Source organism: Nocardia mexicana NBRC 108244, assembly GCF_001613165.1.
In the GTDB taxonomy this organism is placed as follows: Bacteria; Actinomycetota; Actinomycetes; order Mycobacteriales; family Mycobacteriaceae; genus Nocardia; species Nocardia mexicana.
Map to the genome: position 1 here is coordinate 1 of NZ_BDBV01000123.1, position 22,918 is coordinate 22,918.

General features: G+C 69.6%; 20 protein-coding genes. 8 read left to right on the forward strand and 12 right to left on the reverse strand.

All coding sequences use genetic code 11. The annotated features are described in order from the left end of the window. Positions 1 to 310: 310 nt before the first annotated feature. The 3 genes from NM1_RS37065 to NM1_RS37075 all read right to left on the reverse strand — a co-directional run bounded on the left by NM1_RS37065 (position 311) and on the right by NM1_RS37075 (position 3,968). Entirely contained in the window at positions 311 to 2,527 is a 2,217-nt protein-coding gene (locus NM1_RS37065; RefSeq protein WP_068031468.1) for a SulP family inorganic anion transporter, read from the reverse strand. Between the two features lie 255 nt (positions 2,528 to 2,782). Further along, positions 2,783 to 3,325 (reverse strand): YaeQ family protein, encoded by a 543-nt coding sequence (locus NM1_RS37070; RefSeq protein WP_068031471.1) that lies wholly within the window; start codon positions 3,323 to 3,325, stop codon positions 2,783 to 2,785. 28 nt (positions 3,326 to 3,353) lie between these two features. Next, positions 3,354 to 3,968 carry a winged helix-turn-helix transcriptional regulator gene (locus tag NM1_RS37075; RefSeq protein WP_068031473.1) on the reverse strand — a complete coding sequence of 205 codons (615 nt, stop codon included), beginning with the start codon at positions 3,966 to 3,968 and terminating at the stop codon, positions 3,354 to 3,356. Between the two features lie 93 nt (positions 3,969 to 4,061). Between NM1_RS37075 and NM1_RS37080 the strand changes: the two genes are divergently transcribed. Next, positions 4,062 to 5,273, forward strand: coding sequence for a pyridoxal phosphate-dependent aminotransferase (locus NM1_RS37080; RefSeq protein WP_068031547.1), 1,212 nt, complete (start codon positions 4,062 to 4,064; stop codon positions 5,271 to 5,273). Between the two features lie 4 nt (positions 5,274 to 5,277). Here the strand turns inward: NM1_RS37080 and NM1_RS37085 are convergent, their stop codons facing one another. The 4 genes from NM1_RS37085 to NM1_RS37100 all read right to left on the reverse strand — a co-directional run bounded on the left by NM1_RS37085 (position 5,278) and on the right by NM1_RS37100 (position 10,195). Then, positions 5,278 to 5,610, reverse strand: coding sequence for a nitroreductase family deazaflavin-dependent oxidoreductase (locus NM1_RS37085; RefSeq protein WP_084520405.1), 333 nt, complete (start codon positions 5,608 to 5,610; stop codon positions 5,278 to 5,280). Between the two features lie 44 nt (positions 5,611 to 5,654). Further along, positions 5,655 to 7,370 carry a hypothetical protein gene (locus tag NM1_RS37090; protein WP_068031478.1) on the reverse strand — a complete coding sequence of 572 codons (1,716 nt, stop codon included), beginning with the start codon at positions 7,368 to 7,370 and terminating at the stop codon, positions 5,655 to 5,657. An 87-nt stretch (positions 7,371 to 7,457) separates the two neighbouring features. Further along, the gene (locus tag NM1_RS37095; protein ID WP_068031481.1) at positions 7,458 to 9,485 is read right to left on the reverse strand and encodes a CocE/NonD family hydrolase; all 2,028 of its coding nucleotides are present in this window, start codon (positions 9,483 to 9,485) and stop codon (positions 7,458 to 7,460) included. A gap of 65 nt (positions 9,486 to 9,550) precedes the next feature. Beyond that, positions 9,551 to 10,195, reverse strand: coding sequence for a TetR/AcrR family transcriptional regulator (locus NM1_RS37100; protein WP_068031484.1), 645 nt, complete (start codon positions 10,193 to 10,195; stop codon positions 9,551 to 9,553). A gap of 268 nt (positions 10,196 to 10,463) precedes the next feature. Here NM1_RS37100 and NM1_RS37105 point away from each other — a divergent pair, with 268 nt between their 5' ends. Continuing rightward, positions 10,464 to 12,065, forward strand: coding sequence for an amidase (locus NM1_RS37105; protein WP_211339520.1), 1,602 nt, complete (start codon positions 10,464 to 10,466; stop codon positions 12,063 to 12,065). A gap of 8 nt (positions 12,066 to 12,073) precedes the next feature. On the opposite strand, the gene NM1_RS37110 is transcribed toward NM1_RS37105, so the two are convergent. Beyond that, on the reverse strand, positions 12,074 to 12,667 hold the full coding sequence (locus NM1_RS37110) for a TetR/AcrR family transcriptional regulator (RefSeq protein ID WP_068031487.1): 594 nt from the start codon (positions 12,665 to 12,667) through the stop codon (positions 12,074 to 12,076). A 109-nt stretch (positions 12,668 to 12,776) separates the two neighbouring features. On the opposite strand from NM1_RS37110, the gene NM1_RS37115 reads away from it, so the two are divergent. After that, entirely contained in the window at positions 12,777 to 14,006 is a 1,230-nt protein-coding gene (locus NM1_RS37115; RefSeq protein ID WP_068031490.1) for an MFS transporter, read from the forward strand. Positions 14,007 to 14,020: 14 nt separating this feature from the next. On the opposite strand, the gene NM1_RS37120 is transcribed toward NM1_RS37115, so the two are convergent. The 3 genes from NM1_RS37120 to NM1_RS37130 all read right to left on the reverse strand — a co-directional run bounded on the left by NM1_RS37120 (position 14,021) and on the right by NM1_RS37130 (position 15,705). Continuing rightward, positions 14,021 to 15,055: an alpha/beta hydrolase gene (locus NM1_RS37120; RefSeq protein ID WP_084520411.1), complete on the reverse strand. Its 1,035-nt coding sequence runs from the start codon at positions 15,053 to 15,055 to the stop codon at positions 14,021 to 14,023. A 126-nt stretch (positions 15,056 to 15,181) separates the two neighbouring features. Next, on the reverse strand, positions 15,182 to 15,394 hold the full coding sequence (locus NM1_RS37125; RefSeq protein ID WP_068031493.1) for a hypothetical protein: 213 nt from the start codon (positions 15,392 to 15,394) through the stop codon (positions 15,182 to 15,184). A gap of 77 nt (positions 15,395 to 15,471) precedes the next feature. Next, positions 15,472 to 15,705, reverse strand: a complete 234-nt coding sequence (locus NM1_RS37130; protein ID WP_068031496.1) for a hypothetical protein — start codon at positions 15,703 to 15,705, stop codon at positions 15,472 to 15,474. 320 nt (positions 15,706 to 16,025) lie between these two features. Between NM1_RS37130 and NM1_RS37135 the strand changes: the two genes are divergently transcribed. After that, the gene (locus NM1_RS37135; RefSeq protein WP_068031499.1) at positions 16,026 to 17,270 is read left to right on the forward strand and encodes an oxygenase MpaB family protein; all 1,245 of its coding nucleotides are present in this window, start codon (positions 16,026 to 16,028) and stop codon (positions 17,268 to 17,270) included. A 30-nt stretch (positions 17,271 to 17,300) separates the two neighbouring features. Here NM1_RS37135 and NM1_RS37140 read toward each other — a convergent pair whose 3' ends face one another. After that, positions 17,301 to 17,486, reverse strand: a complete 186-nt coding sequence (locus NM1_RS37140) for a hypothetical protein (RefSeq protein WP_147289109.1) — start codon at positions 17,484 to 17,486, stop codon at positions 17,301 to 17,303. Between the two features lie 312 nt (positions 17,487 to 17,798). Between NM1_RS37140 and NM1_RS37145 the strand changes: the two genes are divergently transcribed. The 4 genes from NM1_RS37145 (at position 17,799) to NM1_RS37160 (ending at position 22,899) form a co-directional block, all read left to right on the forward strand. After that, on the forward strand, positions 17,799 to 19,319 hold the full coding sequence (locus NM1_RS37145; protein ID WP_068031505.1) for a serine hydrolase domain-containing protein: 1,521 nt from the start codon (positions 17,799 to 17,801) through the stop codon (positions 19,317 to 19,319). A 64-nt stretch (positions 19,320 to 19,383) separates the two neighbouring features. Beyond that, positions 19,384 to 20,766 (forward strand): glutamine synthetase family protein, encoded by a 1,383-nt coding sequence (locus NM1_RS37150; protein WP_281278075.1) that lies wholly within the window; start codon positions 19,384 to 19,386, stop codon positions 20,764 to 20,766. Then, positions 20,747 to 21,541, forward strand: a complete 795-nt coding sequence (locus NM1_RS37155) for a gamma-glutamyl-gamma-aminobutyrate hydrolase family protein (RefSeq protein WP_114699783.1) — start codon at positions 20,747 to 20,749, stop codon at positions 21,539 to 21,541. Before NM1_RS37150 ends, NM1_RS37155 begins: the two co-directional genes overlap by 20 nt. Next, on the forward strand, positions 21,538 to 22,899 hold the full coding sequence (locus NM1_RS37160) for an aldehyde dehydrogenase family protein (protein ID WP_068031515.1): 1,362 nt from the start codon (positions 21,538 to 21,540) through the stop codon (positions 22,897 to 22,899). Before NM1_RS37155 ends, NM1_RS37160 begins: the two co-directional genes overlap by 4 nt. Positions 22,900 to 22,918: the final 19 nt, after the last annotated feature.

Below are 22,918 nucleotides of genomic sequence, written 5' to 3' on the forward strand. Positions count from 1 at the left end.
TGGGGGACGACGTTGTCCCCGACAGTCACCCGGAAAGTGAGGGCAAGACTAATAGTAAAGACTTAGCAAAGCCTAAGAAAAGGGTATTTAGCTTGGGACACTTCCGCATCCCGACGTGATCGTCTTCACACCCCGGCCCTCGGCGGTACGACAACTCTCGCAATCACGCACTACGAGCCGGTTCCCGCACTGCAACGAACTGGTTTCACACTGGACAACACCGTTTGCGCACAACAACGCCCCGGGAGCTCACCCCGGGGCGTTGCCCGACCTGCCGACCCCCGGCCGTCGCCCGCGGCCGGGAGTCCCCCTAGACCGGCAGAGCCGTGACTTGCCTTGCGGCGTCATCGATCTCACCGATCCCCGCGGAGGTGATCTCGACCACACGCGCCGTGGCGATGTCGAAGAAGAGCCCGGACAGCACCACGCCGCGCTCCTCGATGCCGCGCCGCACCACCGGATGCCGCGCCAGCACGTCCAGTTGCACGGCGACATTCACCATGCCCAGCTGATCCACCTCGCCGAACCCGGCCGCGGCGGCCGCGACCGCCACGGGATGCCCGGCGCGGAACTGTTCGAGCGCGGGGCGACCGTGCGCCAGCCAGGCGTCCAGGCCGGAACCGCTCACCCGCTCGTGGAACAGGGCCTCCATCGCCCCGCAGCCGGAGTGCCCGCAGACCACCACCGAACGGACGTCCAGTTTGTCCAGGGCATAGACCAGCGCCGCCTCCACCGAGGTGTCGCGGCCGTCGGCGGGAATCAGGTTGCCGATATTGCGGACGGTGAACAGGTCGCCCGGGCCGCTGCTGGTGATCACGTTCGGCACGATCCGCGAATCGGCACACGTGAGGAACAGCGAATCGGGGTTCTGGCCGTCGCGCAGCTCGCCCAGGTGCGGTCGCACCACGTGGGCGTGCCCGCGGTGGTAGGCGGCGACACCGGCCGAGATCGGATCGGTGCGCGCCGTGCGCCGCCACGGGCCCAGCGTCTCGTTCAGGATGCGCCGGGCATGCCCGCGGGTGGGCGGGCCCGAGGCCAGATCCGCGATGCGAGCGGTGCCCATCTCCACGAATTCGACGCGCCCACCGCCGATTTCGTAGTTGCGGGACCATTCGTGCAGCGCATCGGAAGCGGCATGGTCGACGAAATCCACCGCCATCTCCACGGTCACCACGGATCCGGCCGGAATCGCCGCCAGTGTGCCGGTCAGCCGCGGTACCGCCATGAACGTCAGGGTGCCGTCGATCGTGACCACCCAGCGCCCGCCGATCGACTGCGCCGCGATGGACACCTTCGCCACCCGCCACAGCAGCAGCGCGAGCGCCAGCGCCAGGCCGACGAGCATGCCCAGCAGCAGGTTGGCGAACACCACCACCAGCACCGTCGTCGCGTAGACGATCAGATCCCCGGTGCGGCGGGCCAGCCGGATGTGCGCGAGCTTCACCAGCCCGATGCCGATCACGATGAGCAGTCCGGCCAGCGCCGCCTTCGGGATCTGGCGCACCACGTCGACCAGCGCGACCGCGAACACCAGCACCCACAGCCCGCTGAGCATGGTCGAGGCCTTGGTGCGCGCACCGGCCTTGACGTTGGTGATGCTGCGGACGATGACCGCGGCGATCGGCAGCCCGCCCAGCGTCCCGGAGGTCATATTCGCCACGCCCTGCCCGATCAGTTCCCGGTCCAGGTCGGTGCGGCGACCCGGGCGCATCCGGTCCACCGCCACCGCCGACAGCAGCGTCTCCACGCTGGCGATCAGCGCGACCGTGAACATCGTCAGCGCGATCGTGCCCCAGCCGCCGTGCGGCACCTGCGGCAGCGCGATGTCGTCGAACAGCGAGCCGGACAGCGTGATCCGCTCGACCGTGGTCGGCACGACCATGGCCAGCAGCGTCGCCACCACCACCGCGGCCAGCGGCGCGGGGACCGCGCGCACCGGCTTCGGCAGATACTTCCAGCCCAGCAGGATGGCGATGACGACGACGCCGACCAGCGCGTCCCCGCCGCGCACCGACCCCAGCTGCTGCGGTAGCTGCACGATGCTCTGCCACGACGAACTCAGCGACTGCCCGCCGAGCAGGACGTGCAACTGCTGCAGCGCGATGACGACGCCGATACCGGCGAGCATGCCGTGCACGACGACCGGCGCGATGGCGAGGGCGCCGCGCGCGAGGCGGGTGAGCCCGAAGACGACCTGCAGCAGCCCCGCCCCGACGGTGACGAAACAGGTGACGGCCCAGCCGAATTGCTGAATGCTCTGCGCGACCACCACCGTGAGGCTGGCCGTCGGGCCGCTGACCTGCAGCGATGAACCCCCCAACGCTCCGGCGACCAGGCCGCCCACCACCGCGGCCAGCAGTCCGGCCGCGACGGGTGCGCCGGTGGCTACGGCCACGCCGATGGACAAAGGTAAAGCGACGAGAAAGACCACCACGGAGGCGGGTAGATCGTGACGAAGCAGACCTGGAAGCGCGCCGGAAAGACCGGGAAGCGACGTCCGTCGGGCCGGATCGGTGTCGGTTGACATATTTCTCCTTCGCCGAACCGGGCTACCGGATCGGTTCATCGGTCAAACATGTACTGGCATCGAAAAGCTGGCGGGCGAAGCCAAGTGGAGCCGAGACACTGTGGAGCTGTGAGACTTCCGAGCTGAAGACCCCGTGACACAGGGTCTGCCCAATAGTAAAGAATCGGCAAAGGAGATGGAAAGCGTTTGCAGTAAGAATCTGCCTTCCGCTACCAAATCGTGATCTCTCTCACTTGGAAGCATCGGGCTACCGACCTAGCCGAGGCCGTGCTCGTCGACCGCCGTGCTCATGCTCGTGCCGTTGATTTCCAGATACAGCAGGCGCTCGTGGCGGGACAGCGTGACGATGTTGCGGCGTTCCAGCGCGGCGACGGCGGAGTCGACGAACTCCCGGTCGAAGGCATAGAGCGGAATCGCCTCGGCGCGGTGAATTCGCTTGCCCGCCAACGGACTCAGCACCTTGACGGGATCGCGATGGGTGTAGACCGCGACCCGCTCGGCCAGCTTGCTGCCCCGATGCAGGCGGTCGGCGTCGGGAGCGCCGACCTCGATCCACGCGGTGAGCCGCCCGGTCAGATCGCGCACCAGGACCGCGGGTTCGTCGGTGGACGACACCCCGCCGTCGCTGAAGGCGATGCCCTCCTCGAGCTCGAGGCAGTAGGCCAGCACCCGCGTCACCATGAACTCGGCCGTCTCCGACGGGTGCCGCGCGACCCGCAGGTCCAACTCCCGATAGACGTCGCGATCGACGTCGGCCAGTTGCACGGCGAAGGTGTAGACGGTTGCGCTGAGGGCCACAGGACCGGGAGCCTAGCGGTCGCGGTCGCTACCGCGCGGCGGGAGTGGGTGATTCACGGGCGGGCCAGTCGGCATCCGGGACCACGTCGGCGAGCGACCGGGTGCCGGTGGCGACGGCGGTGGCGGTGGCCATGTCCAGGCGGAGTTCCATGTCCGGATCCGGCGCGGGGCCGTCGCGGTGGGCGATTCCGGTGTCGTCGACGACGACGTGGAAGACCGTTTCCCCGATCGTCACGGTGACGGTTCCGGCCTCGATGCGGCGGGCGATGGCACGGCCGAGCGGCAGGGCGAACCAGTGCGCGCGCACCGCATCGGTGGCGCGGCGCTCGCCGAGCAGCGGGGTCCCCCACGCCGACAGCGCCTCCAGGACCGGACGCAGCGCCGCGCCCTCGGGGGTGAGCTCGTAGGCCGCCGTCGCCCCGCGCGGTCCGGCGCGATGCCGGGTCAGGACGCCGTCGCGTTCGAGGTCCCTGAGCCGCGCCGCCAGCACATCGGTGCTGATGCCGGGCAGATCGGCGAACAGATCGCTGTAACGGCGTGGGCCGGAACACAATTCGCGGATCACCAGCAGGCTCCATCGGTCGCCGACGACGTCGAGGGCTCGGCTCGCGGCGCAGTAGTGGTCGTAGCTTCGGCGTGGCACATCCCCACTGTAGCCCGCGACTTGGAAAAACCAAGTGCATACTTGGAACTTCCAAGTAGAGTGGGTGTCCACCGCACCGAGGAAGGGATGTTCATGCAGGTCAAGCAGTCGAGCAAGCTGTCGGGGGTGTCCTACGAGATCCGCGGACCGGTGGCGGAGCACGCGGCCCGGCTGGAGGCCGAGGGCCACCACGTGGTGAAGCTCAACACGGGCAACCCCCTGCAGTTCGGTTTCGAGGCGCCCCCGGAGATCCTGCAGGACATCGTCCGCAACCTGCCCGCCTCGAGCGGCTACTGCACGTCGAAGGGACTACTCTCGGCCCGGCGCGCGGTCGTGCAGTACTACGAGACCCTCGGCGTCGGCGACCTCGACATCGAGCAGGTCTTCCTCGGCAACGGTGTCTCCGAGCTGATCATGATGGCGATGACGGCGCTGCTGGAGAACGGCGACGAAGTGCTCGTTCCCGCACCGGATTTCCCGCTCTGGACCGCGTCGACGACGCTCAACGGCGGCCGCCCCGTGCACTACATGTGCGACGAGTCCGCGGACTGGTTCCCCGATGTCGCCGATATCGAGGCGAAGGTCACCGACCGCACCCGCGCGATCGTGATCATCAACCCGAACAATCCCACCGGTGCGGTCTACTCACCGGAGGTGCTGCGACAGATCCTCGAGGTCGCGCGCCGCCACAACCTCGTGGTGTTCTCCGACGAGATCTACGACAAGATCCGCTACGACGATGCCGACCACGTCGCCACCGCCGCGCTCGCGCCCGATCTGCTGTGCCTGACCTTCTCCGGACTGTCGAAGTCCTACCGCTGCGCCGGATTCCGGTCCGGCTGGATGGCGGTCTCCGGCCCGACGCAGCACGCGGAGAACTACCTGGAGGGCATGACCATGCTGGCGGGGCTGCGGCTGTGCGCGAATGTTCCTGCGCAGCAGGCGATTCAGGCGGCCCTCGGCGGCCATCAGAGCATCTACGACCTGACATTGCCGGGCGGGCGGCTGCGCGAGCAGAGCGAGCGGGCCTGGGAGGCGCTCAATTCCATTCCGGGCGTATCGTGCGTGCGGCCCCGGGGCGCGCTCTACGCGTTTCCGCGGATCGATCTCGACATGTACCCGATCCACGACGACGAACAGTTCGTCCTGGACCTGCTGCTGCAGGAGAAGCTGCACATCGTGCAGGGCACCGGATTCAACTGGCCGCGACCGGATCACTTCCGCATCGTGACCCTCCCCTACGCCGACGATCTCGAGGCCATCATCGAGCGCATCGGGCGCTTCCTGGCAACCTACCGCCAGTAGCCGGTCACGGGTCGGCCCGCTCGGCGACCAGGAAGTCGCGGTGGCCGATCCGGAGCAGCCGGGGGCGGCGCATCGCGATGAAGCGGCCGCGGTGCTCCAGCCGGAAGTCGCCGGACGCCAGGATGTTTCGCACCCAATCGCTGGCGCGGCCGTAGTTGACGGCGACCATCAGCTCGTCGCCGTCCCAGGTGATCCCGATCGGGGTGCGGTAGCTCCGGCCGGAGCGGCGGCCCACGTGCACGACATTGGCGTAGCCGTCCACCCGCCCGGCGAACCAGCGGAATCCGGGATTGGTCGCACAGCGGTTGACGCGCGCGAGGAGCCGCATCGCAGTCATCGGTTCAGCCTACCGGGCGTTCGCTCCGTTCTCGGTGAGCTCGACTATTTCGTGCACGGGCCCGGCGACCCATCGACCGAGACCCCCGACAGCTGCACCGGACCCGCCACGCAGACGTTCCCGGTACTGCCCAGCGCGCCGCCGCCGAAGTCGAGTGCGATGCTGCCGCTTTCGCCACCGCGCCGGTCGGCGCGGATCGCCGCCTGCGCGGCGCCGGTGATCGAGGAGTCCTGCACCCGGACGCGCAGTGCGGCGGGATTGCCGACCACGAGCACGTTCAGGCCGTTGACCGCGGCACCGGAAACGCGGGAATCCTGGATGTCGAAGCTCATCTCGGCCGCGCCGCCGCCCTCCGGCGTGTAGCTCACGATGCCGATCCCGTCGCCGCTGCAATCGCCGAACTCCGAGTTCCGCACCACCAGGCCCGTCTTCGAGGCGCGCCCGAATCCCGTTGTCACCAAGCATGTTCCGAGGTTGACGGGTACCACCGGGTGCGCCGCGGCGCCGGGGAAGGTGGAGTGCATGGCACGGACGCCGTCCAGTGTCAGCTGCTGTTCGGCGGCATCGCCGCTGAGGTTGTAGTTCTCGATCACGTCGCCGACGACCCGGTCGAAGGTGCTGTCGGTGACCGTGACCTCGGAAGTCGGTGAGCCGCTGGTCGTCACGTACTCCAGGCCGTTGGCCGAGAAGTTCCCGCCGCCGTTGTCGAACCGGTGCCGGTCGACGCGGGCGCGCAGCCACGAACGACCGGTGGGGTTGATGAAGATTCCCTCGCTGTCGGCGGCCAGATTGCCCGGATGCCCTGCGGGACTGGCGATATCGGTCTCGGTATTGCCGGTGAGGGTCGCCTCGAGCCGGGAATCGTCGTTGCTCTGCAGTCCGATCGCCAGGATCGACAGCTTGGCGAGACCCAGGTTGATGTGGGTCAGGGTGTTGTCGGTGAGCTCGGCCGCCACCGTCGCCGAACCGAAGGTGCGCACGTCGATGCCGTCACCGCAGCCGGTGTCGTGCACCCGATTCCCCTCGATGCGAACGGTTCCGGTGGCGGTGGCGGCATCCACCATCACCGCGGCCCAGCCGTTGTTCAAGAGCAGGAACGGGGGCAGCGGAGCGACCGCCACTCCCGCGGGCAGGGTCACCGGGACCTGGAAGGGGCCGATCATGAAACCGTCGTGGCACAGGCGGTTGGTGCCCGAGATGTCGTTGCCGGACACCGTCACATCTGCGACATCATTGCCGTAGATGCCGCCGCGGGTGGCGCCGTCGATGACCAGATTGCGCACGGCCGCGCCCCTCGCGAGTTTCACCGCGTCTCCGTCGCGCGCGAGTCTGCTATTGGTCAGCCTCGGCACCGGGGCGGCGGCGGGCGCCTCGGTCACCGCCGGTCCGGCACCGATCAGCTGCTGGCCCGGTTTCAGCGCGATCCCGCCGTCCAGCGGCGGCGCGTTCCGCGGGGCGGGCAGCACCACGATGGTGTCGCCGGGACTCCCCGCGCGCTCGACGGCCTCGAGACTGCCGAACGGAGCCGCCTCGGAGCCGTTGCCGCCCGCTGCCGCGCCGGAAACCACGTACCAGGTCGCGGGTATACCCGGATCCGCCTGCGCGGCACCATAATTCAGGCTCGCTACGACACCGACGAGCACGGCGAGCACCGGAACGCTCAGCGGGCGACCACGTTCCCGGCACTCCCCTGCGGCACCGGGTCCCCTGGCCCGCCGCCCGGCCACGCGGCGGTCGATCGCCCACCGTTCATACGTCATGGATCGCATGGTTCCAGACCGACCGGCCATCGACAGCGGGCAAACTCACGGAAACGACCGCTGCCGCTTGTGCATTCGAACGGATACCTACCAGGTGCGGCCGAGCGGCACGCTGGCGTAACTGGGTGCGGCAGGGTCCAGTTGAACGTGCTGGGGTTTCAGCCCCGTCTCGAGCAGCATCGGCAGGGCCGGAACGCCTTTCGGGAAGTTGGCGGCGTAGACGTCGATGCGGAGGCGATGGCCGGGCTGCAGGACGGCCTCGGTGGGGTTGAGGCCGATGTCGAGCGCGACGGGCTGCCCGGGCGTCACCGGGCGGCGGGTGTCGAGCCCGAGCCGGTAGTGCGGGGCGACGACATCGCCGGTGGCGGAGTATTCGGTTGCGCCGTCGTCGATTTCGCGCATGGAGGCGACGAGCTGCCCGGTGGTGAGCATGGTGGAGCGGCCGTCGGGGGCGACATCGTTGACCGTGGCGGTCCAGTACCCGTCGGTCGCGTCGTGAACGGTGTTGAGGTGCAGGTTGATCGGGCCCGAGAGGACGGTCGGCTCGGCCACGGGCGTACTGGTGAAGGTGAGGCCGTTCATCTCCTGGGGGCGGGCGTCGGCGGTGCAGCCCACCACGATCGACGTGATGCCCATGGAGGTTTCGGCCGTGTCGCGGGAACACAGGCTCATGACGCCGGGCGCCACGGTGAGCCGGGCGTTGTCCATCGGCGGGGCGAAGCCCAGGCTGCCGTCGTGCAGGCTGCCGCCGCCGGTGCCGCTCGGCGCGGCGGACAGGTAGACCCGCTCGTGCGTGACATCGGGGTGCGGGAAGGCGCCGGCGACGCTCCAGCCCCCGCCCTGCTGCTGGCTGACCACCGGCCCGTAGCCGTCGATGCCGTTGTCGATTCCCTTGAGCCACTTGTCGAACCACGCGCGCTGCAGCACATCCAGCCGCGGCGGAGCGCCCGACCGGCCGAACCCGGCGCCCGGGTTGAGGTGATAGGTGTCCCCCATCAGCAGCTTCTTCTGCCCCGCGGGCAGCCGTAGGCCGTTGAACTCGCGCGGTTCCGACATGTTCCAGACGTCGTGCCAGCCGCCGACGACGAAGGTCGGCACCGTGATCGCGCCGAGGTCGTTGGACCAGTCCTGCCGGAAGGCGCTGCCGGGGTCGAACGCCTGCCGCACATGCGGTGGCAGCTGGTCCAGCGACGGCGTGGTGAGCAGCGCCAAGGCGTAGTCCTCGAAGGCCATCGGGCTCGCCAATCGGTCGGTGAGCCATCGCGTGTCGAACCGGCCCTGCAGGATGGACTGCAGGTCGGGAACGAACTTGGCCAGATTCACGATCAGCGGCAGCCCGGGCACCACGGGGCCGATGCCACCGCCCTGGGCCGCGTAGCCGCGCATCAGGTCGGCGCCGCCCTCGATCGGGAAGATCGCCTTCAGCGCAGGCGGATTCGCCTCGGCGGCGTGGAACTGGTTGATGCCGGAGTAGGACACCCCGTTCATGCCGACCTTGCCGTCGTTCCACGGCTGCCTGCTCACCCAGTCGATCACCTCGGCGTTGTCCTGCCGCTCGCGCGCCCCGAAGACCTGCCAGATCCCTTGGGAGAAGCCGGTTCCGCGCACATCCACCACGACCTGGGTGTAGCCGCTCTGCACGAGCCTGCGGTCCACGCCGAGCGTGCGGGTGGCGCCGCCGGACAGCGCCTGGGTGATATCGGTGACGCCCTCGAGGGCCGTGCCGTCGGCGGCGAGGCTCCCCAGCCAGTTCGTCAGCGGCTCCGACAATCCCGGAATCGACTGCAGCGTATCGAGAATCGTCCACATCAGCTTCGTGTACGGGGTCATGTTGAGGATCGACGGCATCGACTCCTCGACGACGCGCCCGGCGGCATCCATCGGCCGATACACGTTGGCCTTCAACACCGTTCCGTCGCTCATGGTGACCGGCACGTCCCAGTCGACGTGCACACCGGGATACCGGGGCGCCGCATCGTGCGTGGCCGTCCACTGCGCGCCCCGGTCGCCGCCGTCGACGGGCAGCGCCGGCGCGGCGGGTGCGATAGCGGTGGCCGAGACCAGCAGGGCGGCCGCGACCGCCAGCAACGGGACACAGCGTGTCAGTGCTCTCATCGCAGCCACCACCTGTCGGCGAACATCGTCATGCCGACACGGTAACGCTATATAAACATTTGTGTCTATAGATTCGGAAAGGAGTCCCAGACAATCCGTCCGAGCCGCATGATGTGGCCGCGCAGCTCGCGCACCGCGGCCAGATCACCGGCCACGATCCGCGCCGTGGCCAGCGAGAGCACCGCGCCGACGAAGGCCTCGCACGCCGTCCGCTGCCCGTCGGTGGTCGCCCCCAGCCGGTCCGCGATGGAGTCCGCCACCATGCGATGCATCGCGAAGCGCCGCTGCAGCAGCTCCGGACCGGCCGCATAGGAATCGACCAGGAAGATCCGGGCCAGCGCCGGTTCCTCCGACAGCGTCTCCAGGTAGGCGCCGAGCGCCTGCTCGACCTGTTCCATCGGCTCCGCCCGCGCCCCCTGCGCCGACAGTGCCGCGCCGATCCGCCGCGCCACCTCCTCGGCGAGGGTGTCGTAGGCCGCGACGAAACAGGCCTCCTTGTTGGTGAAGTGCTCGTAGAACGTCAGCCGCGACACCCGCGCCCGTTTCAGGACATCGGCGACCGTCGTTGCGGCATAACCCTTCTCGGCCACGACCTCCGCCATCGCGAGCATCAACCGGCCGCGCTGCGACGCCGCGACCTCCTCCCGGGACAGTGCGTGCACACCGCGCGGGAGCGGCGTGGGCGTGCTGGGCGATCGCCGGTGATTCACGCCCCGATCGTAGGCGGCTCGCCGCGGGCGCCGGGCTCGCCGCGACACTCGGCGCGGCTCCCGGTGTTCCGGGCCCCGACGTGGCGTAATTGAGCCCTGCGCGAGCACGCGGGGTCCGCCGGGTCGTACTCTGTCCGGGCTCGGCGCGCAGGGACCCGGGCACGGCGCGCGAACGTAACACGTATGTAGCCCGCGGCCGACATGACAGCAGCCTCACCTGGCGACAATGCGGTGCGGCGGTCCGGTATCAGCACATTCGGGAGGCGGGATGGCACACGGCACGGCAATGCCGTCCGGCGGGGACGCGCGGCCGCGGCGGTCGCGGCGCGAATTTCTCGCCCTCGCGGGTGCCGCCGGTGCGGGCCTGGCGCTGACCGGGCTCTCCCCCGGGCCCGCCCGGGCGCACACCTCCGCATCGGAGGCGGCGGAGATGTCGATCCGGCAGCTGCGCAACGCCCTCGACGGCGGCGCGTTCACCTCGCGGGACCTGCTGGGCTACTACCTCGAGCGAATCGACGCCTACGACCGCGACGGGCCCGGGATCAACTCGATCATCACCGTCGCACCGGCGGCACAGGATACGGCCGCCGCCCTCGATGCCGAACGCGCCCGCACCGGCGCACGCGGTCCGCTGCACGGCATACCGATCATCCTCAAGGACAACTTCGACACCTCGGACCTCCCGACAACGGCGGGCAGCACGATGTTCCGGGACTACGTGCCCGAGCGCGACGCCACCGTCACCCGCCGGTTGCGCGAGGCGGGCGCGATCGTGCTGGCGAAGGCGAATATGCACGAGTGGGCGGTGGGCGCGACCACCCTCAGCTCGCTGGGCGGGCAGACCCGCAACCCCTACGACATCACGCGCAATCCGGGCGGTTCCAGCGGCGGTACCGCCGCGGCGGTAGCCGCCGGGTTCGTCGCGGCCGGGCTCGGCACCGATACGCTGGGGTCCGTCCGGATCCCGGCCGCTCGCAACAACTGCGTCGGCCTCCGGCCGACGGCCGGGCTGGTGAGCCGGGCCGGGATCATCCCGCTGTCGACGACGCAGGACACCGCCGGGCCGATCACCCGGACCGTCGCCGACGCGGCCCAGATCCTCGACGTCATCGCCGGGCCCGATCCCGCCGACCCCAGCACGGTGGGCGCCCAGCGTCCGTCGTCCGGCTACGTGTCACTCCTGGATTCGAATGCGCTGGCGGGCAAGCGCATCGGCATCGTCGACCACTTCTTCGGCGATCCGGCGGACCCCGCCCGGGCGGCCACCAACGCGGTCATCGACCGGGCGATCGAGGATATGGCCGCGCTGGGCGCGCAGTTCGTCCACGTCGGCGATCCGGGCGCGGCCGCATCGCTGGCCGCCGAGCTGACCGAATACGAGTTCCGGCAGGCGATCGACAAATACCTCGCCGACGCCGGCGCCCCGCCCCCGGCCCGCAACCTGTGGGAGATCATCGCGTCCAATACCGCCGTGCCCGACGTGCAGGCGGTGCTCATCACCTACCTGCCGTTCACCACCGAGTCCCCGCTGTACCACGCCGCCTCCGCGGCCCGCGCGGCGATGATCGACTACACGCTGAGCGTGCTCGACGACATCGAGCTGGACGCCCTGGTCTACCCGACCACCCAGACCCCGGCACCACTGCTGTCCACCGGCGCCCAGGCCCAGCAGACGATGGACATGCTGGCCGAGGGCCGCAGCCCGGTCACCGGCCTGCCCGCCATCACGGTCCCGGCCGGGTTCACCGACGAGGGCCTGCCGATCGGCGTCGAGCTGCTGGGCCGGCCGTTCGACGACGGCGCCCTCCTCGCCATGGCCTACGCCTACGAGCAGGCCACTGGGCACCGCAGGCCGCCGCCGCTGGGCTGAGCCGAGAGCTATCGGCGCAGCGAGCCGATCAGCATCGAGATCGCCGTGAGCATGTCCGCGCGCCGCCGGTCCCGCTCGGATTCCGGAGCGGCCGCCACCCACCGCGAGGCGTCGACCAGCGCGCCGTTGAGCAGAACGGCGAGGCCGCGCGCGGGCATCTCGGCGGCGATGACACCCGCGTCCTGACCCCGGACGATCAGTGCCGCAATCGATTCCACGCACTGCGTGTTGGCCGCGTCGACCGTGCGGCCGAGCACCGCCGGGGCATCCTGGAACAGGATGCGCTGGACATCGGGCCGGAGAGTCAGCTCGAGGTCCGCCCGGGCCCGCAGCTCCAGCGCGGTGACCGCGTCGCGCTCCCGGGCCGAGATCTCGTTGAGCTGCTCGTCGAGTTCGGCGTCCACGTCGGCGACCACCGCCGCGAGCAGGCCGCTCTTACCGCCGAAATGGTGGTAGAGCGCACCGCGGGTCAGCCCGGCGGCCGCGGTCAGATCGTCCATGGACGTCTCCGCGTACCCGTATTCGCCGAAGTAGTGGCGAGCCGACGCGAGCAGCTTCGCCCTGGTCTCCTCGAGCATGTCGGCACGCGTACGGCTACCCATCGAACCTCACCTCCGGCACGCTATTTGACATACGCGTCGTATGTCAAATAGCGTGCCCGTTCACATACGGCGCGTATGTGAACCGGGGGATTCGAGGAAGGGAAACGCTATGTTCGGCGCGTACGGTGAGCTGTTCAGGTCGCCGGGAGCCATACCACTGACCACTGCCGGACTGCTGGCGCGAATGCCGTTGTCCATGGTGGGAATCGGGCTCATCACGATGGTCGCGCAGAGCGGCGACGGTTTCGGGCTCGCCGGCGGGCTGGCCGCGACCTACGCGGTGTCGACCGCCGTGGCGGCGCCCCAGGTGTCGCGGCTGGTCGACCGGCTGGGACAGCGGCGGGTGATCCCGGTGGCAGCCGGGATCAGCGTGGCGGCGCTGGGCGCCCTGCTGCTCACCTCGGCGCTGTCGGGCCCGGCCTGGCTGCTGTTCGCCTTCGCGGTCTGCGCGGGCGCCGCGCCGAGTGCTCCGGCACTGGTGCGGGCGAGATGGACCGAGCTGCACCGTGACTCGCCGCTGCTGCACACGGCCTTCTCCTGGGAGACGGTGCTCGACGAGGTGTGTTTCATTGTCGGCCCGCCGATCTCGATCGGGCTCAGCGTCGCGCTGTTCCCCGAGGCTGGTCCGCTCGTCGCGGGCGTACTGCTGCTGATCGGCACGATATGGCTTGCCGCGCAACGCCGTACCGAACCGGCCATCGGTGCCGCCGCGCGGCAATCGCTGATCGGGGCGCTGCGGCATCGGGTGGTGTGGATGGTCGCGCTGGTGATGGTCGCCATGGGCACCATCGCCGGGACCATCGATGTGGTGAGTGTCGCGTTCGCGCAGCGGCAGGGCGAGCCCGCGGCCGCCAGCGTGGTGCTCTCGGTCTACGCCCTGGGCTCGTGCGTCTCCGGATTCGTCTTCGGCAGTAGGAAACTCGCGCGATCGGCCGAGCGGCTGCTCGCCCTGGCCATTCTGGCGACCGCGGTGATGACGCTGCCACTGCTGCTGGTGCACTCGATCGCCACGCTGGCGGCGGCGATGCTGGTCGCCGGGGTGTTCTTCGCACCGGCCATGATCCTCTCCGGGCAGGTGGTCGAGTCCCAGGTCTCCCCGCGCGCGCTCACCGAGGCCCTGACCTGGTCAACGGCCGGGCTGGGGTTCGGTGTCGCCATCGGGCCGGCCGCCGCCGGGCCGATCATCGACGCCTACGGCGCGCGGGCGGCGTTCGGGGTGACGGTCGCGGCCGGTGCCGCCGTGGCCATCCTCGCCCTGGTGGTCCACCGGACCTTCCGCACCCCGGCGCGCACGGAATCGCTACCGGCCCAGGCCGTTCCGGCCGGATGTGCCGAATGAGCAGCGGACCGGGATCACAGCCCCATTCCGGCGGCCAGGACGGGCCAGGACTGTTTGAACGCGTCCTGCCAGTAGCCCCAGGAGTGCGTGCCGTTCGGCGTGTAGTCGAAGGTCGCGGGAATCCCCAACTCGCCCAGTCGATTCTGCAGATTGCGGGTGCAGGCGTTGACCCCGGCCTCGATGATGCCGCCGAGCAGGATCTGGTTCGCCAGGGTGTCGGGGGTGCGGGTGGTGCCGTAGGTCAGGAAGGGGCTGTCGAGGGTGTCGTGCGGGCCGGGCACGCCGTTGCCCGCCGAGACGAACAGGTTCAGCCCGCGCAGCCGGGCGGCGTGCACGTAGGGGTCGTTCGCCGCCCAGAGCGGGCTGTGGTCGGGCCCCCACATATTGACCGGGTCGCCGTGGCCCCAGAACTCGACCATGGTCTTCACCACGCGCTGCCCGATCGGATCGCTGGTCTGGGCGCATCCGCTGTAGGAGGCGACGCTGCGATACAGGCCGGGTGTGCCCATCGCCAGCGCCAGCACCGAATCGCCCGCCATCGACAGTCCCGCGATCGCGTTGAGTCCGTTGCCGCCCAGGGCCGCGTCGACCAGCGGCGGGAGTTCCGCGGTGAGGAACGTCGTCCATTTGTTGCGGCCGAGGACGGGATCGTCGGCGAGCCAATCGGTGTACATGCTCCAGGCGCCGCCGATCGGCTGCACGATATTGGCGTTCTTGTCGTCCAGGAACCGCAGCACGTCGGTCATGGTGTTCCAGGTGTTGAGATCCTCACCGCCGCCGGAACCGTTGAGCAGGTAGAGAACCGGGCGCGGCGCGGAGGCGTCGGCGGGCCGCTGCACGTCGACCCGGATCTCCTTGCTCATCGCCGCCGAATACACCGACAACGTCAGGTGCCGTTCGTCGTGGATGGTGAAGTTCGCGATCCGCGACCCGTCGGCCGTGGTGGGCGATTCCGGTAATTGCCCCGAGGAGGTGATCGGATCGGCCGATGCGGCGGCCGATCCGCCGCCCGCTCCGACCGCGCCGGACAGCGCGATGGTCGTCGCCATCACCGCGGCGATCGCGGCGGCCCGCACCGCGTTCCCTGGTGTCACCGTGAAATCTCCCCATAGCTCAATGCAACTCGGCAATCTACCACCCGCCGGATGGGGTCTGGGAGCAGCGGGGTCGGGCGGCTACGCGGCCTCGTCGTAGAGGTGGTCGAAGACGCCCTCTCGCAGCGTGACGGCCTCGAGCCGGGATCGGACCTCCGCCAGCAGGGCGGGCGGAACGGCGGAATCCCGCGCCGCGGTGCGATGCACGTGATAAAGCCACCCCGAGGCCCGCAGTAATTCGACAATTGCCTGGTCGAAATCTTCTACAGCTTGTTTCAGATCGAGATTGTCCACGAGATTCCTTCACAACAGAAACCTCGACTCTACCGGAGACCGTCCGCCCGGTTCGGTGACCTCGGCCACGCGCACCGTCAGCGGGCACTCCGATGATCTTCCGCGATTTCCGGGAATCGATCGAGGAGATTGTCCAGGCAGCGATGCACCTCCCGCAGATCGCGGCGGAGCCGATGGGATTCGGCGGTCGAACGCGGCGTGCCCCGCCGGGTCCGCGCGATGGCCTGGACGGCGGCGGTCAGTGTCTCGGCCTCCGAGGTGAGGAGGCGGTAGAACTCCCGCGCCTGTTCGACGTCGGATCGGTCCCGCACAGGGTGCTCGCCACCGGGCCGAACGGCCACGTCGGCGGCTCTCGGGCCGGGGCGGGCACCGGGTGGATCGTCGTGTCGGAGGTGCAGGGCCCGAGCGTCGTTCATAACTCATGGTTACGTCAGGATGAACGGCCGTCAACCAGAACCTGTCGCGCGGGTCGCACCCCCGGCGAATATCCCACCACCGGACCGTATTCCGAAATTGCCATGGCGAATGCAGTTCTGCCGCACGATTTTCCATACTTTCGGTACGGCGACGGGGCGGCCTGTCTACAGTGGTTGTATTTATCGAACTGCCCATTCGGGAGGCGATCCGGGCCATGACCGAAGCAACCGAGGCGAAGATCGACTATCCGTTCGACGCGGGCCGCGCGCTCCGAATGGAAATCGCGCGAACCAAACTCCCCGCCGATCTTGTGAATAGATTCGAACGCGGCATCTTCCGAACCGATGCGCCCGCGGATGCGGTGGTCGAGGATTTCGCCGATATGGGCCGGAGCCGGTGCTGGCCGCTGCTCGAGCGCGCGCTGCGCGAGCGGCGGGCCGACGTTCCGGGCGCGCCCGAGTCGCTGCGGGCGCTTTTGGAGCCGCTGTTCGAACCTCCGCCGTGGTTCGACGCCGAACAGGTCCGCCGCGGCGCCGCGGTGTGGTGGCGTTTCGCGCCCGCCGCCGTGCTGGCGCTGGCCGCGGCGCTGCTCGCGGTCATCGAATTCGGGGACCTCAACAAGCCGCAGGCGTTGAACGGCCGCTCGGAACGGATGAGCGGCCGCCGATACGAGGAGACCGCGCGGTGGCTGATGGCGGCGAGCGATCCGGGCGCGGCCGCTCCGGGTGGTGCCGGGTTCGACGCGACCGTCCGTATTCGGTTCGTGCACGCGATGGTTCGGCGGCACCTGCGCCGGGGCGGTCGCTGGGACACCGCCGCGTGGGGTGCGCCGATCCACACCAGCGGCCAGTCTGTGGTGAACCTGGCGTTCATGCTCACTCCCCTGGCGACCTACGACGCGCTGCGCATGAAGCTGACCGACGAGGAGACCGAATCCGTTCGCCGGCTGTGGTATTGGCTCGGCTACGTCATGGGCGTGCCGGAGGAACTGCTGCCGGTGACGATGGAATACGCGTGGCAGATCCGCCGCGCCGGGAATCTGATCTTCGCGCCACCCGACCGCGATTCGATCGAGTTGGTGCATGCGCTAAAGCACAACGGAATTCGCGCCGAACGCAGGCTACCGAAGCGCCTACAACCGCGGCTGGCCCCGGTACTACGGCCCGCGGTGAGCGGGGCCGTGTGGGGCCTGAGCGACGGGATAATCAAGAAAACCCTCGTCACCGAGGCGATTACGGCGAACGGCGGCATGCCCTCGGACTACCCCGGCAGCACCCACATCGCCCTCGCGGCCCTCCGCCCCGCCATCGCTGCCTGGGAACGCCTGCGCCACCGCGGAACCCTCGGCACCGACTTCGACATCGCCCGCCGGGAGCGAGCCCACGTCGCACTGGTTCTCTCGTCGATCGATGCCGTCCCGCACCCCGTTCGCCCCGAGGACGCTGTTACGGAACCCTGAACTCGCATCCGCCGGACGCCGAGGGGCTCACTATCCGGAACGGTGGGCCGCGTCGTACCACTGATGGGGGATCGACCAGTCCGGCTCTGGGAGGGGCTGGTGTCTCTGCCGGTACTCGGCGTGGAATATCTCCGCGGAGCCGCAGGCTACGGCGCCCAGCATGATGAGGCCGCGCACGAGATGGTGCAGCACAACCGATTTCACGATGTTCATCATGAACACCTCCTGGCCCGGAACGATCTCCGCGCGTCGCCCGCACGGCGATCCGGCGTCGCCTCGCCCGACACCGCACTGCACGGATTCTGGACCGCCGCGGCCCGCGATGTGGCCGGTTTCCCGGAATTGACACCGGCGCCGACACGGCGCCTGTGCGTAACTACTTGACAACTTGTTGGGTTTTTACAACACTCTGATGCGTAATCAGAGTGGCATGAGTGGAAAACTCCACATCTGGATCCCACTCAGCGGGACGGTCGAGCCGGTCCCACACGGCCCATAGCAACCGATGAAGCAAGGGAGCACCCGGCAGTGCCGCAATCGACGACCTGGAACGCCCGCCACTCCACGCGATTCCGCTGGCTCGGGGTGCTGCTGGCCACGGCACTGCTCCTGGCGGCCTGCGGAACCGGCGCGGACCGTCCGGAATCGCTGCCCGCCGACCTCACCGCCGACGTCGATCGGATCGTGCAGTCGCGCATGGCCGCCGGGATGATTCCCGGCGCCTGGGTCAGCATCGTCGACGCGGACCGGGGCACCTATACGCGGGCCTACGGGCAGGCCGACCTCGGCGCGGGCCGGGCCGCCACCGCGGGCGACCACTACCGGATCGGCAGTGTGACAAAGACATTCACCGCGACGGCCGTGCTCCGGCTGGTGGATCAGCAGCGGCTGAGCCTCGACGATCCCCTCGAGCGGTACATCCCCGCGATCCCGTACGGGGACACCATCCGCCTCGCCGACCTGCTGGGAATGCGCAGCGGCGTCTACGACTACACCTCCGATCCGGAATTCGTCGCTGCGGCCGACGCCGATCCGCCGATGACCGGGTGGCGGCCCGACGACCCACTCCGGATCATTGCCGCACACCCGGACGAGGCCCGGCCGCCGCGCACCGAGACCGTCTACGACAACGCGAACTACTTCCTGCTAGGCCGTGTCGTGGAGCGGGTCACCGGTCGGCCGATCGGCGAGGTCCTCGACGATCTGGCCGCCGAACTCGGGCTCGCCGAAACCTCCTACCCCGCCGACGACCGGCTGCCGGACCCCGCCGCGCGCGGATACGCCTACGAGGGCACCGAACCCGTCGACGTCACCGACCGCACCCCGCCGACCACCTACAACGCCGCGGGCGCCATGGTTTCCACCATCTCGGATATGACGAAGTACGCCCGTATGCTCGCCCGTGGCGAGCTGCTCAGCCCGCAGGCCCGCAGCGCGCGGGCACAGTTCACCGAGCTCGGCAACAGCGAGTACGGACTGGGCCTGCTCCGCATCGGCGCCTGGGTCGGGCACAACGGGGCCGTCGCCGGATACCGCACGATGGTCGCGCACCTCCCCCATCGCGATGTCAGCATCGCCGTCGCGGTGAACCAGTACTCGTCTCCGGATCAATTCGAGATGGGCGCGGACGATATCTGGGCGGCCGTCGTCGACAAGCTGTATCCGGAGACGACGGGCGACGGCCCGCCGCCGGCACCGGCACCGCGGCCCGCCGTCCCCGCCGCGCCGGACCTGCAGGCCGGGCTGCGCCGGACACTGGACCCCGCCGTGGCGGCGGCGGACAAGCCCTTCACGGTCGCCGACGCCGCGCGCGATCCGCAGCTGGTGACCCGGCTCGCCGATGCCTTCGGCGACTCGGGCGCGACGATCCGGGTGGACCGGGTCACCGATCTCGGCGACTCCGTCGTCGCGACCGCCACGATGGAGTTCCAGGGGCGGCCGATGCTGGTCAACTTCCCGCTCGTCCCGCGCGACAACGCCTGGCGCATCCCGACCGACTGGGCCTGCCGTTCCGTGCCGAACCCGGGCGCGTCGCCCGCCTGCGGGTGATCGGCGACGCGCCTTGCGTGTTCGGAAGCGCACCGTCCCGGATTCGCTTAGCGTGAGCAGGTCGATGTCGAGAGGGGTCGTGATGCGAGCCGGGATGCTGAGTGTGGCCGATCTGGTGCGGCAGGTCGAGGCGGGGACGCTGGACACCGTCCTGGTCGCGATGACCGACATGCAGGGTCGGTTACAGGGAAAGCGCTGTTCGGCGCGCTATTTCGTGGACGAGGTGCTCGACCACGCGACCGAGGCGTGCAACTACCTGCTCGCCGTCGACGTCGAGATGACCACGGTCGACGGCTACGAGATGTCCTCGTGGGACACCGGGTACGGGGATTTCGTGCTGCGTCCCGATCTCGGCACGCTGCGGCCGGTGCCCTGGCTGCCCGGCACCGCGCTGGTGCTGTGCGACGTGGAACACGTGGATCCGCACGGGAAACCCGTCGCGGCCTCGCCCCGGCAGGTGCTGCGCACCCAGCTCGACCGGCTGGCCCGGCACGGCCTGCACGCCTACGTCGGCACCGAACTCGAGTTCCTGGTCTTCGACGACACCTACGAGCAGGCGTACCGCGCGGGCTACCGCGACCTGACACCCGCCAACCAGTACAACGTCGACTACTCCATGCTCGGCACCGCCCGCATCGAACCGCTGCTGCGCCGCATCCGCAACGAGATGTCCGGTGCGGGACTGTATGTCGAGTCGGCGAAGGGCGAATGCAATCCGGGCCAGCACGAGATCGCCTTCCGCTACGACGAGGCGCTGGTGACCTGCGACAACCACAGCATCTACAAGACCGGCGCCAAGGAGATCGCGGCCCAGGAGGGGCGCAGCATCTCCTTCATGGCGAAATACAATGAGCGCGAGGGTAATTCGTGCCACATCCATCTCAGCCTGCGCAACGCGGCGGGCGATCCGGTTTTCGCCGGTGACGACCCGGACGGCGGATCGGCGCTGCTGCGGCACTTCCTGGCCGGACAGCTGGACTGCCTGCGCGAGCTCACCTATCTGCTGGCGCCGAATATCAACTCCTACAAGCGGTTCCAGGACGGCAGCTTCGCACCCACCGCGGTGGCGTGGGGACGTGACAACCGGACCTGCGCGCTGCGGGTGGTCGGGCACGGACCGTCGCTGCGGATGGAGAACCGGGTGCCGGGCGGCGACGTGAATCCGTATCTCGCCGTCGCGGCGTTGATCGCGGCCGGGCTGCACGGCATCGAGCAGCGGCTGCCGCTGGAGCCGGAACTGCGCGGCAACGCCTATCGCTCCGAACGGCCGCGGGTGCCACGCACCCTGCGCGACGCCGCCCAGCTGTTCGGCGACAGCGAGATCGCGAAGGCGGCCTTCGGCGAGGACGTGGTGCGGCACTACCGGAATGCGGCCCAGGTCGAGCTCGACGCCTACGATGCCGCGGTGACCGACTGGGAGCGAATCCGTGGCTTCGAACGGCTCTGAATCTACCCACCCCGCCGGCTCCGCAAGCTCCGCCGACTCGCCGTCCCCCGAACCCGTGCGGCGGCCGGTGATCGGGCTGCCCACCTACTCCGAGCGCACCCGATTCGGGCACTGGGATGTCGACAGTGCCGTGCTGCATCGCACCTACATCGATATGACCGAGCGCGCCGGGGGTATCCCGGTGTTGTTGCCGCCCACCGGAACTGCGCGCCAGGAGCTCGTGGACCGGCTGGACGGGCTGGTGCTCACGGGCGGCGCCGACCTCGATCCGGCTCGCTACGGCGCCGCGCCGCATCCGGCCACGCGCGGAGTGCGCCCGGACCGAGACGAATTCGAGTTCACGCTCTTCGAGCGGGCCCGCGCCGCGGGGATGCCGGTGCTGGCGGTCTGCCGCGGACTGCAGCTGGTGAACGCCGCGCTGGGCGGCACACTGCTGCAACATCTTCCGGACGTCCTCGGGCACACCGACCACTCCCGCAGTCCCGGCACGTTCACGGTCAACACCGTCCGGACGGTCGCGGGCAGCCGGGTCGCCGCGATCGCCGGACCCGAGCTGAAGGCGCACTGCCATCATCATCAGGCCATCGACACGCTGGCGCCGGGGCTGACCGCCACCGCGCACGCCGCGGACGGCACCATCGAGGCCGCGGAGGCCCGCACCGGTCCGTTCCTGGTGGGCGTGCAGTGGCATCCGGAGGAGAACGCGGCCGACCACCGGCTCGTGCGGGCGCTGGTCGAGCAGGCGGCAACGTATGGAGAGGAGCGCATTCGGTGACAACGACGCAGGTCGTCAACCCCGCGACCGAGGAGGTCGTGGCCACGGTCGAGGCAGCCGACGAGGCCGCCACGGATGTCGCCATCGAGCGGGCCCAGCAGGCCCTGCCGGGCTGGCGCGCGGTCGCACCGGGAGACCGCGCGCGGCTGCTGCGCCGGTTCGCCGAGGCGGTCGACGCCGACCTCGAGAACCTCGCGGCGCTCGAGGTGCGCAATGCGGGCCACACCATCGGCAACGCGCGCTGGGAGGCGGGCAACGTCCGCGACGTGCTGCACTACAGCGCCGGGCTCCCGGAACGGCTGCTGGGCAGCCAGATTCCGGTCGCGGGCGGTGTGAACCTCACCTTCCACGAGCCGCTCGGCGTCGTCGGGATCATCGTGCCGTGGAATTTCCCCATGCCGATCGCGGCGTGGGGCTTCGGCCCGGCGCTCGCCGCCGGGAACACCGTGGTGCTCAAGCCGGCCGAACTCACGCCGCTGACGGCCGTGCGGCTCGGCGAGCTGGCGGCGCGAGCGGGACTGCCGGACAACGTCTTTCAGGTGATTCCGGGCCGCGGGTCGGTGGTCGGTGCGCGGTTCGTCACCCATCCCGCCGTGCGCAAGGTGGTCTTCACCGGCTCCACCGAGGTGGGCAAGCAGATCATGGCCGGATGCGCCGACCAGGTGAAGCGGGTCACGCTCGAGCTGGGCGGCAAGAACGCCAATATCGTGTTCGCCGACGCCGATGTGGAGCGGGCCGCCGCCACCGCACCCTACGGCGTCTTTGACAATGCCGGTCAGGACTGCTGCGCCCGCTCCCGGATCCTGGTGCAGCGCAGCATCTTCGACCGATTCCTCGAACTGCTGGAGCCCGCGGTCCGAGGTGTGAGAGTGGGCGATCCCGCCGATGCGGACACCGAGATGGGCCCGCTGATCTCGGCCGCGCACCGCGAGCGGGTGGCCGGATTCCTGGAGCCGTCCACCAAGGTGGCCTTCACCGGATCCCGGCCCGACGGACCGGGGTTCTGGTTCCCGCCCACCGTGGTGCTGCCCTCGAGCCCCGCGGACCGGGTCGTGACCGAGGAGGTGTTCGGGCCGGTGGTGGCGGTGCTGCCGTTCGATGACGAGGCCGACGCCCTGCGCATCGCGAACGACACCGAATACGGCCTGTCCGGGTCCATCTGGACCTCGGACGTGGGCCGGGCACTACGCGTCTCGCGCGGGGTGGAGGCGGGGAACCTGTCGGTGAATTCCCATTCCTCCGTGCGGTATTGGACCCCGTTCGGCGGTTTCAAACAATCCGGCCTCGGCCGCGAACTCGGCCCCGACGCCGCCCGCGCCTTCACCGAAACCAAGAACGTCTTCATCGCCACCGACTGACCATTCGCGCAGGAACGAA

Bases quoted from the DNA above. Each gene is read 5' to 3' on its own strand.
- NM1_RS37065 (WP_068031468.1), bottom strand. From the start codon at position 2,527: ATGTCAACCGACACCGATCCGGCCCGACGGACGTCGCTTCCCGGTCTT.
- NM1_RS37080 (WP_068031547.1), top strand. From the start codon at position 4,062: ATGCAGGTCAAGCAGTCGAGCAAGCTGTCGGGGGTGTCCTACGAGATC.
- NM1_RS37085 (WP_084520405.1), bottom strand. From the start codon at position 5,610: ATGACTGCGATGCGGCTCCTCGCGCGCGTCAACCGCTGTGCGACCAAT.
- NM1_RS37090 (WP_068031478.1), bottom strand. From the start codon at position 7,370: ATGACGTATGAACGGTGGGCGATCGACCGCCGCGTGGCCGGGCGGCGG.
- NM1_RS37095 (WP_068031481.1), bottom strand. From the start codon at position 9,485: ATGAGAGCACTGACACGCTGTGTCCCGTTGCTGGCGGTCGCGGCCGCC.
- NM1_RS37105 (WP_211339520.1), top strand. From the start codon at position 10,464: ATGGCACACGGCACGGCAATGCCGTCCGGCGGGGACGCGCGGCCGCGG.
- NM1_RS37110 (WP_068031487.1), bottom strand. From the start codon at position 12,667: ATGGGTAGCCGTACGCGTGCCGACATGCTCGAGGAGACCAGGGCGAAG.
- NM1_RS37115 (WP_068031490.1), top strand. From the start codon at position 12,777: ATGTTCGGCGCGTACGGTGAGCTGTTCAGGTCGCCGGGAGCCATACCA.
- NM1_RS37120 (WP_084520411.1), bottom strand. From the start codon at position 15,055: ATGGCGACGACCATCGCGCTGTCCGGCGCGGTCGGAGCGGGCGGCGGA.
- NM1_RS37135 (WP_068031499.1), top strand. From the start codon at position 16,026: ATGACCGAAGCAACCGAGGCGAAGATCGACTATCCGTTCGACGCGGGC.
- NM1_RS37140 (WP_147289109.1), bottom strand. From the start codon at position 17,486: ATGATGAACATCGTGAAATCGGTTGTGCTGCACCATCTCGTGCGCGGC.
- NM1_RS37150 (WP_281278075.1), top strand. From the start codon at position 19,384: ATGTCGAGAGGGGTCGTGATGCGAGCCGGGATGCTGAGTGTGGCCGAT.